At 35.0% G+C, this 13,160-nt stretch carries 12 protein-coding genes; all 12 read left to right on the forward strand.

What is annotated here, in order from left to right:
• Positions 1–112 precede the first annotated feature (112 nt).
• The 12 genes from ACZ41W_RS11530 to ACZ41W_RS11585 all read left to right on the forward strand — a co-directional run bounded on the left by ACZ41W_RS11530 (position 113) and on the right by ACZ41W_RS11585 (position 13,160).
• Entirely contained in the window at positions 113–925 is an 813-nt protein-coding gene (locus ACZ41W_RS11530) for a flagellin N-terminal helical domain-containing protein (protein WP_464312131.1), read from the forward strand.
• Positions 926–1,110: 185 nt separating this feature from the next.
• The gene (locus tag ACZ41W_RS11535) at positions 1,111–1,923 is read left to right on the forward strand and encodes a flagellin N-terminal helical domain-containing protein (protein WP_464312132.1); all 813 of its coding nucleotides are present in this window, start codon (positions 1,111–1,113) and stop codon (positions 1,921–1,923) included.
• A gap of 204 nt (positions 1,924–2,127) precedes the next feature.
• Complete coding sequence (locus ACZ41W_RS11540) at positions 2,128–3,570, forward strand: glycosyltransferase (RefSeq protein ID WP_464312133.1); 1,443 nt, start codon at positions 2,128–2,130, stop codon at positions 3,568–3,570.
• 16 nt (positions 3,571–3,586) lie between these two features.
• On the forward strand, positions 3,587–4,375 hold the full coding sequence (gene rfbF / locus ACZ41W_RS11545) for a glucose-1-phosphate cytidylyltransferase (protein WP_464312134.1): 789 nt from the start codon (positions 3,587–3,589) through the stop codon (positions 4,373–4,375).
• Positions 4,376–4,407: 32 nt separating this feature from the next.
• Entirely contained in the window at positions 4,408–5,349 is a 942-nt protein-coding gene (locus tag ACZ41W_RS11550) for a glycosyltransferase family 2 protein (protein WP_464312135.1), read from the forward strand.
• Positions 5,350–5,370: 21 nt separating this feature from the next.
• On the forward strand, positions 5,371–6,465 hold the full coding sequence (locus ACZ41W_RS11555) for an FkbM family methyltransferase (protein WP_464312136.1): 1,095 nt from the start codon (positions 5,371–5,373) through the stop codon (positions 6,463–6,465).
• Between the two features lie 14 nt (positions 6,466–6,479).
• Positions 6,480–7,607: an FkbM family methyltransferase gene (locus ACZ41W_RS11560; protein WP_464312137.1), complete on the forward strand. Its 1,128-nt coding sequence runs from the start codon at positions 6,480–6,482 to the stop codon at positions 7,605–7,607.
• Positions 7,608–7,615: 8 nt separating this feature from the next.
• Complete coding sequence (locus tag ACZ41W_RS11565; protein WP_464312138.1) at positions 7,616–9,151, forward strand: glycosyltransferase; 1,536 nt, start codon at positions 7,616–7,618, stop codon at positions 9,149–9,151.
• Positions 9,139–10,470 (forward strand): glycosyltransferase family 2 protein, encoded by a 1,332-nt coding sequence (locus ACZ41W_RS11570; protein WP_464312139.1) that lies wholly within the window; start codon positions 9,139–9,141, stop codon positions 10,468–10,470. The genes ACZ41W_RS11565 and ACZ41W_RS11570 overlap by 13 nt, the downstream gene beginning before the upstream one ends.
• On the forward strand, positions 10,463–11,290 hold the full coding sequence (locus tag ACZ41W_RS11575; protein ID WP_464312140.1) for a radical SAM protein: 828 nt from the start codon (positions 10,463–10,465) through the stop codon (positions 11,288–11,290). The genes ACZ41W_RS11570 and ACZ41W_RS11575 overlap by 8 nt, the downstream gene beginning before the upstream one ends.
• Positions 11,291–11,324: 34 nt before the next feature.
• A complete protein-coding gene (locus ACZ41W_RS11580) occupies positions 11,325–12,329 on the forward strand; it encodes a radical SAM/SPASM domain-containing protein (RefSeq protein ID WP_464312141.1) in 1,005 nt (334 codons plus the stop codon).
• A 39-nt stretch (positions 12,330–12,368) separates the two neighbouring features.
• Complete coding sequence (locus tag ACZ41W_RS11585) at positions 12,369–13,160, forward strand: 4Fe-4S cluster-binding domain-containing protein (RefSeq protein ID WP_464312142.1); 792 nt, start codon at positions 12,369–12,371, stop codon at positions 13,158–13,160.

Here is a 13,160-nt window from a genome sequence, read left to right on the forward strand (position 1 = left end):
TGTTTAAAAATTTCTAAAGTATCATGAAGCTTAATCCGATATATTAAACATGGAATAATCAATTATTTTTACCGGAACGGAATCTGGTATAGAATTCAAGGAGGATATAGGTATGAGAATTAATAACAACTTAATGGCGATGAACACACACAGACAACTGAGTATTACTAATGGCGAAAGCACAAAAGCGATGGAAAAATTGTCTTCAGGCTTTAGAATTAACCGTGCTGGCGATGACGCTGCTGGTCTTTCTATCTCTGAAAAAATGAGAGCACAAATCAGAGGCTTAACACAAGCATCTAGAAATGCTCAAGACGGTATTTCATTGATCCAAACTGCTGAAGGTGCACTCAATGAATCTCATGCAATTTTACAACGTATGAGAGAACTTTCTGTTCAATCTGCCAACGACACAAACGTTACTGTAGACAGAACTGCACTTAATGCAGAAGTTACACAGCTTAACGCAGAGCTTACAAGAATTGGTGAGAAAACTCAATTCAATGAAAGAAACCTTTTAGATGGAACTTTGACAGGTGTATTATTCCACATCGGCTCAAATGCATCTGATACAATGTCTCTTTCAATTACAGCTCAAACAGCAACTGGTCTTGGTGTCAATGCGGTGGCAATCGATACTCAAACAAATGCAAACACTGCGATTACAACAGTGGACACAGCGATCAAAAACCTTTCTACAACTCGTTCAAACTTAGGAGCTGCACAAAACAGATTAGAGCACACCATTAAAAACTTGGACAACTCTGCTGAAAATTTACAAGCTTCTGAATCACGTATCAGAGACGTAGATATGGCAAAAGAAATGATGAACTTCACAAAACAAAACATTCTTACTCAAGCTGCTCAAGCGATGCTTGCTCAAGCAAACCAAGCACCACAAGGTGTTTTACAGTTGTTGAGATAAGTAAGGAAATTGATGCGACACCTTTTTTTAAAAGTGTCGCATTTTTTTTATTTAGGAGATTAAAGTTATCTGTTAATTAGCCGATAATGATAATAGATTAATAGATTGTCATATCGGCCGAATGATGATTTATTGACACCCTATTCCAGAATGGATTCTGGACTTAAATTCAAGGAGGAAACGTTATGAGAATTAATAACAACTTAATGGCGATGAACACTCACAGACAACTTAGTATTACTAATGGCGAAAGCACAAAATCAATGGAAAAATTGTCTTCAGGTTACAGAATTAACCGTGCTGGCGATGACGCTGCTGGTCTTTCTATCTCTGAAAAAATGAGAGCACAAATCAGAGGCTTAACACAAGCATCTAGAAATGCTCAAGATGGTATTTCATTGATCCAAACTGCTGAAGGTGCACTCAATGAATCTCATGCTATTTTACAACGTATGAGAGAACTTTCAGTTCAATCTGCCAACGATACAAACGTTACCGTTGATAGAACTGCACTCAACGCCGAAGTAACACAACTTAAAACTGAGCTTGACAGAATTGGTGGTAAAACACAATTCAATGAAAGAAACCTTTTAGATGGTACTTTGACAGGTGTGTTATTCCACATCGGATCAAATGCATCAGATACAATGTCTCTTTCTATTACAGCACAAACTTCAACAGGTTTGTCTGTAAATGCCGTTGCAATTGATACTCAAGCGAATGCGAATACTGCCATTACGACAGTAGACACAGCAATCAAAGCCCTCTCTACAACTCGTTCAAACTTAGGAGCTGCACAAAACAGATTAGAACACACCATCAAGAACTTAGATAATGCTGGTGAGAACTTACAAGCTTCTGAATCACGTATCAGAGACGTAGACATGGCAAAAGAAATGATGAACTTCACAAAACAAAACATTCTTACTCAAGCTGCTCAAGCAATGCTTGCTCAAGCAAACCAAGCACCACAAGGTGTTTTACAGTTATTGAGATAGTAGGAGTGCTCAAAAAGGTCAAAGATATTCTTTGGCCTTTTTGCTTTACCATAAATGAGAGAAAACGGTTCTATTAGTTGAAATATAGAATTTTATATATAAATAGTGATATAATGAAACAAGAGATACTTTAGGAGATATGAACAAATATATGGTGAATCCCAATAAAGAAAGATATTTTCCTTACAACTATATGAGGTTGCTATGATTAGTTTATGTATGATTGTCAAAAATGAGGCTGCTGGAATTGAAAATTGTTTGAAACAGGTGATACCTTTAGTGGACCAAGTCGTGATCGTGGATACAGGATCGACAGATACTACTAAAGAAATTGCACTTAGCTACACGAAGGATGTCTATGATTTTAAGTGGTGCAATGATTTTTCAAAAGCTCGTAATTTCTCTTTAGATCAGGCAGCCTATGACTGGGTACTTGTACTAGATGCGGATGAAATGATTCAAAATTTCGATCGAGATAAGTGCCTTGAAAGCATTCGAACATTTCAAAATCAAGTGGGTAGAATAAAACGCATCAATCCATATGAAGAAGGTGAAGTGACTCAAAAGTATATCGAACGCGTCAATCGCGTATTTAATCGGAAGATATTTTGTTATGAAGGCGCTATCCACGAGCAGATTGTTCGTCGCGATGGAAATGCCTATGAGACATTTGACATAGATATAGTCGCCAATCATATTGGATATACCAAGGAAGTTATTGCAACGACAAATAAATTAGAACGAAATATCACGATGTTAAAAGAAGCACTACAAGATCATCCAACGGATCCTTATTTGCATTATCAATTGGGAAAATCTTATTTTAAAGCGAAGCGCTATTCAGAGTCGTTTAACAGCTTTAATGAAGCCCTTTTACTCGGAGTAGATTTGAATTTAGAATATGCAAAGGATTTGGTGGAGTCGTTTGGTTATGCACATCTCAAGTGTGAACGATATGCTGAATCGCTTAGATTCGAGCAATATCGTGATTTTTATGGGCTTTCTCCGGATTACAATTTTTTAATGGGGCTTATTTATATGAATAATGCACGCTTTGATGAGGCGATTGGATCATTTAAAAAATGTATCGGTGAAAAAGAAGGCAATATGGAGGGCATTAATTCTTATCAACCACATTATAATATTGGGGTAATCTATGAAGTGCTAGGGAATCTCCATCAGGCATTTGATCATTACCAAAAGTCGATAGTCTACACTCTTTCTCAAAAACGATACCAGGTAATCAAAGAACAATTCATTCAGAATATGGATGCGGAAATTAAGAAAGTTGAAAGTGATCTAGTAAATGGCCACTATGAGCTTGTAAAACTCAAATCGTCGAATCTTCGCTCGATATCAGATGTGCATCAACTGAAAATATATGAAGGAATAGCCGATATTATTGATGGAAGCTTTCTGCAAGGTATAGCACTTTTGACTGAAGCATTTGATGAAACGCCTGATGATTATGATATTGCTTTTAATATTGCACTTGGCTACAAAGAACTTGGACGCTTCGATGAGGCAGGCAGATGGATAGAGAAGATTCTCAAGCAGGCATCTGATCAAGAACTTCTGGAAGAGACTGTTCGATTAAATGATCAACTTAAAATACAGTATCAAAATATAAGTCATTTAAAGTCATAAATTTGGGGGAAATGAGATGAAAGTCGTAATTTTAGCGGGTGGATTTGGAACTCGTATAAGTGAAGAAAGTCATTTAAAGCCAAAGCCAATGATCGAAATTGGCGATCGGCCAATTCTATGGCATATTATGAAAATTTATAGTTCTTATGGATTTAATGAGTTTATTATCTGTTTAGGATATAAGGGATACATGATCAAGGAGTTTTTTGCAGATTACTACCTCCACATGTCAGACGTTACATTTGACTTTACAGATTGTAACTCAATGACCGTTCATCAGAATATCGCTGAACCGTGGAAAGTGACACTCGTTGATACCGGCTTGAACTCACAGACAGGTGCAAGGGTTAAAAGAATTCAAAAGTATATTGGAAATGAACCCTTTATGCTGACTTATGGTGACGGTGTGAGTGATGTGAATTTAATAGAGCTCATTGAACATCATAAAAAGATGGGAAAAATTGCGACAATTACTGCCATTCAACCTGGTGGACGATTTGGGGTATTGGACGTAACTGAAGAAGGGTTAGTCGATCGTTTTGCTGAAAAAGCGAAAGAAGATGGTGGCTGGATCAATGCAGGGTTTATGGTATTTGAGCCTGAAATGTTTAACTATTTAGATGAGGATATTAACTGTGTCCTAGAAAGAACACCGATGGAAAAAATGGCTGCAGATAAACAACTATACGCATATAAACATGGTGGTTTTTGGCAGTGTATGGACACTCAAAGGGATAGAAGTTTATTGGAACACTTGTGGATGAACGATTTAGCGCCTTGGAAAAAGTGGAATGACAATAAATAATCCGTAATTGATAATCGTTAATAGGAGGAATCATGGTAGAGATCAGTGTGATTATGCTGGTATACAATCGCGAAAAATACGTTTCTCGTGCAATAGAGAGCATTTTAAATCAGACATTTAAAAACTATGAATATATTATCGTCAACAATGGGTCGTCTGACCAAAGTGGAGAGATTTGTAATCGGTATGCCGCTTTAAACCCTCAAATAAAAGTTATTCACAGAGATCGTGGCAATATTGGATCGGGTAGAAATGCAGGACTTGATATCGCCACGGGAAAATTCATCATGTATGTGGATGATGACGATATTGCACATCCTAATATGCTACAGTTTTTATATGACTTAATCACTGGGCATGATGCAGATATCGCGCTATGTGGATCAAATAAAAACGAATTTGGGATTGAAAAACCCAATTGTGTATTTGATGAACTGCTAGTTATGAACGCTGCTGAATCGGTCATTGAACTGTTAAATCGTAAGAAGTACAATGTAGCACTCCCTACCAAACTTTTAAAACGCGAGTTATTTGAACAAATTCGGTTTAGAGAACACGGTAATTATGATGACATCATCGTGGGGTATCGATATTTCGCACATGCAAAAAAAGTCGTAGCGCATGGAGTTCCTCATTATACGTTTTATCGACATGAAACCAACAACTCAGGATTTACAACAAACGATAAATTATTGACACCAAAGCAGTTAGATGAGTACTTTGAAGCGTTTAAAGAAAGGACGGAGTATCTATCTGAAGTCTTACCAGAAATTGCGGATTTTGTAAGATACACAGAGTGGTCATATATGATTTCGATGTGCAATAAAATTATCCGTAATGACCTTGAGGAATGCAAAGAGCAATTAAATCATATAAAAACAACACTTATCGAACATTATGATGAATTTTATCAGTCGGAGTTTTTAAAGGATTTTGAAAAAGAGTGGATGGATCAGTATTTATCAAGAGCATAAAAACGAATAATTGGAGGCATTATGATCAATTTTGATGAAATTCTAAAACTAGATGAAACAGGTAAAAAAGTTGTAAGTCCATTGATTATCTATGGTACGGGTAAAGTGGCAGGAATTTTTTATGAATACTGTAGACATAATGGATGGGAGATTCTAGCTATTTGTGATTCGAATCCTGCTAAAGTAGGAACGGTATTTAAAGATAGAGTGGTGTCGGATTTTGATAGTTCGATTAAAGACATAGATAATTATAGTGTTGCAATTGCAACAGGCCCAAAGGCATTTGATGAAATACGATCAATGCTTCTAAATAAAATTGAGGCATCAAAACTATTCTTTAATGAATGTCCATTTAACAATACTCAAAGAGAAGAATTTGTCAATTTAATACACACTCAACAAGAGCGACTAAACGCGTTATATGAAAAATTAAGTGACGAGAAAAGTCAAGAGGTCATGATTCAAGTGTTAAAGGGGAACGTGAGTGAAAATAATCAATTTTTCATAGATGCATTTTCATTGGGACAATATTTCAATGAGCTAACAGATGGATCAGATGAAGAGTATTTCGTGGATGCGGGCGCTTATATCGGAGATACACTTGAAACTTTTATTGAATATAAACAAGGTAGATTTAACAAAATTTATTCATTTGAACCGTTTAAAGAATGCTTTGAAGGACTCGTAAAAACTGCTTCAAAATATCCAGAACTCCGTGACAAAATAGAACTTTATAATATGGGGCTTTTTTCAAGAAATGGTCAAGTAAATTTTGATAGTACATTGCCAGGTGGTAGCAATAAAATCGATAATTCTGCGTCATCAGACAACACTTTTGAGATTACGACTCTTGATGAACTTAATCTTGAAAAAGTCACTTTTATTAAAATGGATATTGAAGGAAGCGAGTATGATGCGCTTCTTGGTGCGACAGAAACAATCAAAAAATATAAACCTAAATTGGCGATTTGTGTTTATCATAAAGTCGCAGATATCTTGGATCTAAGTGAGTATATTGAATCGCTGAATTTGGGATACAAATTTTATTTGCGTCATTATAAAGATTTTTCAATAAATAATTTATATTATTGCGAAACTGTACTATATGCATTATAAACTAGAGGTTGTATATGGAAAAATTAACAATAGATGCGATTAAAGAGCTGGATATGAAACCGCTTATATTACCCAACAAGCCTATTGTCGTATATGGTGCAGGCGCTCTTGGACGCATTGCCGTTCGAAAGTTTAGAGAGATGAATATACAAGTCTTGGGGATTTGCGATTCAGATTCTAACAAGTTGGGGGTAGAGATTGAAGGTTTGATTGTTCAGTCCTTACAGCAATTGATTTTAGAGATAGAATCTGGATTTCAAGTGGCAATTGCAGTGGGTGAACAGTATTATGACGAGGTGAAAAATCAACTGAGTCAGTCTTTTGATCCATCAGATTTTTATCAACTAAATGTGTATGATCCACCTTTGTTTGAAGAGAGTCGCGCGGTAAAAGAGTTGTACCTTGGCCATTTTGATGCGTGTAAAAAAATATATGATGCTTTGGAAGATCCGTTATCAAAACACACTTTCTTAAATGTGATCAAAGGGAGAATTACGTTTGAAACGATGTACTTCAACGAAGTGGTTCAGGGCAATCAATATTTTAATGAATTGACACAGGATATACAGCTAGAAAGTTTTGTAGATGCTGGCGCGTTCAATGGAGATACTCTTAAAGCTTTTATTTCATTTTGCCATAATGAATACGAATCCATAGTTTCACTTGAGCCATTTGAGGAATGCTTTAAATTATTAGAACAGACGCTTCAAAAGGATTTTTCAAAAGATACTAGAATTCGTATTGAGAAAAAAGCACTCAGTAATCAAGAACGAAGGATTGCCATGAATGAAAGTATGGGGGCATCTAGTTCAATCGTTGGATTATCTGAAGTATGCGATCATATTGACTGTGAAATGATAGAGACGATTCGACTCGATAGTTTACAGTTGCCTAGAGTTACTTTTATTAAGATGGATATTGAAGGAAGTGAGTTAGAGGCATTAGAGGGAGCAAAAGAAACGATTTTAAGATATATGCCCAAACTTGCAATTTGTGTTTATCACAAACCTGAAGATTTGTTTGTGATTCCTAAATGGATTATGAACTTAAATTTGAACTATCAATATTATATGAGACATCATGGAAATCAAAGTTTTAATCAACACTGTGAAACTGTTTTTTATGCAATACCAAGAGAATAGGAGCACATATGTCAAAACCAATCATAACGTTTTTTACAATTGCTTATAATGATGAACATTACATCAGGACCACGATTGAAAGTGTATTATCTCAAACTGAAAGAAACATTGAGTATTATATTCGTGATAATGGTTCAACCGATTCGACGTATCAGATTATTCAAGAATATGCGCTTAGAGATCATCGAATCAAAGTGTTTCATAATGATGTGAATGGGGTTTTTGAAATTGTTGAACCGCATCATTTTACACGACCGGATAGTGAATATTTAACAATGCTGGATTCGGATGATTTTGTACATCCAGATTATGTGAAAAAATTAGTTGCATCGGCTCAAGCGAATTCAGCGGATATTGTTGTGGCTGGTACAAAGATGTTTAAAGACGGATCTAGTATGGAGATCGTCACAGAGAATAAGCCGTTAGATCGGATTTTTCATGTTGGAGAGATCCTATCGGTTGATTGTATTCGAAGTGCATATGGACAGTTAAGACCTCTATGGGGGAAGATTTTTAGAACTGAATTTTTCTATGAAAAGTTTGCAACTTGGTTTCACAAATATCCTGGTAAAACCTTACATGCAATTGATACGGTTGTTTCGTTGTCTTTGATAAATCAAGCCAATACGGTTGTTTTCACGTCTGAATGTTTACATTTCTATCGTATTAAAGGGCAATCAAAATTTACCAACCATACACCTGATTATACACGTATTTTTGATTTGATAGAGATCTATGAACTTGGATTAGAACTACTTCAGAAGATGAGAGCTGACTCAGCTGAGGGGATTCAATTGATTCAAAGTATTGCTAGAGGACATATCAAGGATTTGATGGATATGATGCTGAGTTCTATGGATAGTGAAATCGACCATAAACGCAAATTTATTCAACAGGTATTCATGCAACCGAGAATCTTCGAGATTAAAAGAATAATTGGCTATCAAGGATTGATGAATCAAATAGAGCCGTTACTTAATTTTATCAAACAGTGGAATTGTAAAAATGGTGTCAACTCAAACGAGTTAGCAGATATTCTGTGCTTCTCAAAATTAAAACCTAGCTCAATCATAGTCGAAAAACTATTGATGAGCTATCTAGGATTTTCAAAAGAAGTGGATTGTTCATTTTTTCGAGATGACCTATATTACTGGAATGATGCACTTAGAATCCCAAAATGGTATGTACTTTTTTGCAGTTTAGATGAGGAACAGAAAATCAAACTGATGGAAAATAAAAACGATATGATTCAATTGATTGAATCCACTGAAAAGGTCGAGGACATAGAGTTGCTTAAAAATCAAATTCTTGATTGGATTGATCAAGGCATGATCAAAGAGTCTCAGGAACTAATAGAGCAGTTGTTTATTTCTCAACCATTAGATTTTCATTTATTATATTTAAGACTCTACGTTTCTGCTCTTGAAATGAATATTCAAGTACTAAATGAAACTTGGCTATTATTAAATGCATACTATAGTCATGAAACAGAGTTGCTAATGGAACTAGAAAAAATTTACAGGAGTAGTATATGCAACCATTAATCAGCGTGTGCATCCCAGCATATAATGTTGAAAATTATATAGAGGAATGTTTAAACAGTATTATCAATCAACCTTTTACAGATTATGAAATCGTCTTAGTAGACAATGGTTCTGACGACAGAACGCCAGAAATATGTGCAGCATATGCAGAAAAATATCCACATATTATCACATTTGAAGCACTTGAACGACCAACTTTACTGGGAAGAGCAGCTGTTCGAGCAATTGTACTTTCAAGAGGGGAGTACGTTATTTCAGTAGATAGCGATGATTATCTTGCGCCTGAAGCACTTTCTCTTATTGGTAAAGTCGCTTATGACAAACACCCCGATTTAATCATGATTGATTATAAGTGTATTGCAGAAGAAGGATTAATCGCAAGAAACAATCCACCGTTTGATGCGAGTAGAATTAACGACGTCCCATATTTAGATGCAATTAAGTATATTACAGGACAAAATACCTTTTTAGCGTCAATGTGGATGTATGCAATTAAAACAGATGCTAACGCTAGAAAAAGAATGAATGATATGAAAGCTGAAGGAACTGTGAATGGGGATACATCTGCAGTACTATCACTTTTTATTAGCTTCGAGTCAATCCATTATATCGATCAAAAATTATATTACTATCGATTGAGACATGGAAGTATCTCTACGATGGCAAAATCAAACCAACATGCAAAAGGTTTGTTTTATGCTATTGTTGAGTTAATGAATTTTTTATCATACAAATCAGAGGTATTTACTACAAAAGATTTAATCGAAGTTACTTACACTTTGTTACTGAGATACTTTAAGATTTCACTCAGTGATTTTGAGTATCTAGAAGAAGATGTTGAGGATGTTGCAAATAAACTAGATGCGCTTAAGTCGAAATTAAGCGTCATTAAACAATTACCATATCCTTTATTTTCAGTGCTATATGAAAATATCATGAGTTTTGGTGCGAAAGAGGGACTCATAAAAACCATCGAATTTGAAAATCAAACTTTAGTCAATCGAGTAAAGTCACTTGAGTTTAAAGAATTATTTGTCGTGCCTACGGGAGGTTATGGAGAAAACGCAGCAAAGATTCTCTCAGCTCATAATATACCCGTAACTGGATTTTTAGATAATAGCGAGACGAAAAATCAACTCAAGATTGATAATCTATTATGTCAGTTACCAAGTTCTTTGTTAGAGAAAAACAATAAAGAAAACATAGCGATTGTCATTGCTTCAGTTTATGAAAACCATACTGAAAGTATTATGAAACAGATGCTATCGTTGGGTATTTCTGAGCAAAACATTATATTAAGGAGTGAATTAAATGACTAGTGGTATGAGAACATCTATGGGTGTATTGATTATAAACACGATTTGCACTTTGAAATGTAAAAAGTGCATAACACAAACACCTTTTCACAAACAGGGTCAAAATTATCCTATTGAAAATTTGATAAATGAAATGCGTTTATTTTTTCAAATATATGATGAGGTAGATCATTTTGATTTTGAGGGTGGAGAGACCTTACTACATCCTAATATCGTCGATTTAATTGGTGAAGCACTTCAATATAAGAAACAGTATAAAACACTCAATATATTGACAAATGGCACTATTTTGCCAAGTCAAGAAATTTTAGAGGCTTGTAAAAACCAACCGGTGTTTTTTATTATTGATAATTATGGTGATTTATCTCGACATAAGGAAGAGCTAATTGAGTTACTGACTCATCATGGAATTAACTATAGAATTGATACGTATCATGGTGAAGATCAATATTACGGTGGTTGGGTTGATTTTGGAGATTTTTCTTTCAAAAATTATACACCAGCGCAAGTGGAACATGTTTTTGAGAATTGTCGTTCTGGAAACTGTGGTGCACCTTATATAAAAAATGGAAAAATGTATCTTTGTCCTGTTCAAGCGTCGTTAAAAGAAGAAATACAGCTTATTGAGGGTGAGTATGTCGATTTAACCAATGATTCAATGTCGATTGAGGATAAGAAGAAAGCCGCAGAAAGATTTGGGAGTCATTTTATCAACGCATGTAATTATTGTTTAGGATTCAATGTGAATAGCAAAAGAATACCAGCGGCTATCCAGTTAACAGAAGAGGATTTGAGAAATTTAAAAAAGAATGTTGTAAATTAATACTGAAAAGAGTTGGATGATAAGTGAGGTAAGAATGGCAATTAAAGAAACTTATTTTAATCACAATCGAATAAATATCGGTGAAATGGCACCGCTAGGAGCGCCTCTTTCTATAACGGTTGGAGTATCGGGAAAATGTAATTTGAAATGCATTTTTTGCGGAGTAAATGATCCCAATGATCACACTCAGATTCGAGACATGATGTCGTTTGAAACATTTAAGAAGCTGATTGATGATGCTAAATTATTTCCGGTTAAACCTAAAAAAATTGGTTTTATCGGAAATGGTGAACCACTGATGAATAAAGATATCGTTAGAATGGTGAAATATGCACATGATGCCAATATTTTCAATACGATTGAGATTATCACAAACGGCGTTCTTTTAACCCCTGAGATGAATTTAGCACTCATTGAGGCAGGTTTAACAAATTTGTCTGTCTCATTGGAAGCGATTGATGATGAAACCTTTGAGAAAGTAGCGCGTGTAAAAGTGAATGTCAATCAACTCACGGAAACGCTTAGACATTTTTATGAACACAAAAAACAGTGTAATGTCTATATAAAAACCGTGAATATCGCACTTGATTCTGAGGAAAAAGTGAACAGATTTTACGAAATTTATAGTCCAATATGTGATCATATCAACATTGAAACAGTTGTTGATTTAGATGGATATGACCAAAAAAGTACACAATTAGTGAATAACGTGTCTATTCTAGAAGGAAAGGGAATTCGCCAAGTTTGCACACATTTGTTTAAAAATCTAACAGTCTATTCAAATGGATTAATTAGTGCTTGTTGTACACATGTTTCTCCTGAGTTTACTCTTGGCAATATTAAAACAGATTCTATCGTTGATGTTTGGAATGGAAAAAAACTTAGAATTCTTCAAAAAAACAATTTATCAGGAAATAAATTACTTGCGTGCCGAACTTGTAATCCTGCTAATGTTTCACCTCACGATGACATAGATGCGTATGCTGAGGCGATTTTAAAACGTATGAACGATGAAGAGGATTCTGTAAAATCAGAGTAGAAATTCACTTCGATAATAAGGTTAAACAGGGAGGCATTTATGCTTGAAGCAAGAAGACTAGCGATTATAGTTACACTTAAATGCACGTTAAAGTGCAAACTGTGTTGCAATTGTATAACAATGTATGACAATCCACCTACAATCGATAAAAATGCTATTTTTGAAGACATGAAGAGTGCTTTTCAAATTTATGATAGAATACAGTGGCTTCAATTCGTTGGTGGAGAGTTATTTATGCATCCAGATATGCATGATATTTTAACAGAGGCAATTCGTTATAAAGACCAATTCGAAAAAATCATATTGATGTCAAACGGAACCATTGTTCCAAATGAAAAAACATTAAAAATTCTTGAAGAAAACGCTGAATTATTTGAAGTTCAGTTAAGTGATTATGGAAATTTGTCGTATAAGATTAGAGAGATTGAACAAATTTTCAATCAAAGGAATATTCCCTATGTGACCAAGGTCTTTTTTGGCGATATTCAGCATTATGGTGGTTGGGTTGATAGTGGTGACTTTGTAGATCGAGGTTATTCAAATGATGAATTAAAGCATGTTTTTGAAAGCTGTTGGCAAATATCTATGAAGAATCTGCACCTTTACAACGGAAAGTTACACAACTGTATTCGATCACTTTTCGCTTTGGATTTGGGCATGTTAGATATACCAAAAGACGAATATATTGACTTACGAGACCAAATAATGTCGTTAGAAGATAAAAGAAAGATTGCTGAAATGTTCAATACACGTCCGCTTACAGCTTGCAAAGTATGTAATGGGTTTGATTCACAAAACAGCAAGAGATACCCCGCAGCAGAACAGGTGTAA

The sequence above is a fragment of the Fusibacter fontis genome, from assembly GCF_055378735.1.

Excerpts from the sequence above, each read along its gene's own strand:
- ACZ41W_RS11530 (WP_464312131.1), top strand. The coding sequence starts at position 113 with ATGAGAATTAATAACAACTTAATGGCGATGAACACACACAGACAACTG.
- ACZ41W_RS11535 (WP_464312132.1), top strand. The coding sequence starts at position 1,111 with ATGAGAATTAATAACAACTTAATGGCGATGAACACTCACAGACAACTT.
- ACZ41W_RS11540 (WP_464312133.1), top strand. The coding sequence starts at position 2,128 with ATGATTAGTTTATGTATGATTGTCAAAAATGAGGCTGCTGGAATTGAA.
- rfbF (WP_464312134.1), top strand. The coding sequence starts at position 3,587 with ATGAAAGTCGTAATTTTAGCGGGTGGATTTGGAACTCGTATAAGTGAA.
- ACZ41W_RS11550 (WP_464312135.1), top strand. The coding sequence starts at position 4,408 with ATGGTAGAGATCAGTGTGATTATGCTGGTATACAATCGCGAAAAATAC.
- ACZ41W_RS11555 (WP_464312136.1), top strand. The coding sequence starts at position 5,371 with ATGATCAATTTTGATGAAATTCTAAAACTAGATGAAACAGGTAAAAAA.
- ACZ41W_RS11560 (WP_464312137.1), top strand. The coding sequence starts at position 6,480 with ATGGAAAAATTAACAATAGATGCGATTAAAGAGCTGGATATGAAACCG.
- ACZ41W_RS11565 (WP_464312138.1), top strand. The coding sequence starts at position 7,616 with ATGTCAAAACCAATCATAACGTTTTTTACAATTGCTTATAATGATGAA.
- ACZ41W_RS11570 (WP_464312139.1), top strand. The coding sequence starts at position 9,139 with ATGCAACCATTAATCAGCGTGTGCATCCCAGCATATAATGTTGAAAAT.
- ACZ41W_RS11575 (WP_464312140.1), top strand. The coding sequence starts at position 10,463 with ATGACTAGTGGTATGAGAACATCTATGGGTGTATTGATTATAAACACG.
- ACZ41W_RS11580 (WP_464312141.1), top strand. The coding sequence starts at position 11,325 with ATGGCAATTAAAGAAACTTATTTTAATCACAATCGAATAAATATCGGT.
- ACZ41W_RS11585 (WP_464312142.1), top strand. The coding sequence starts at position 12,369 with ATGCTTGAAGCAAGAAGACTAGCGATTATAGTTACACTTAAATGCACG.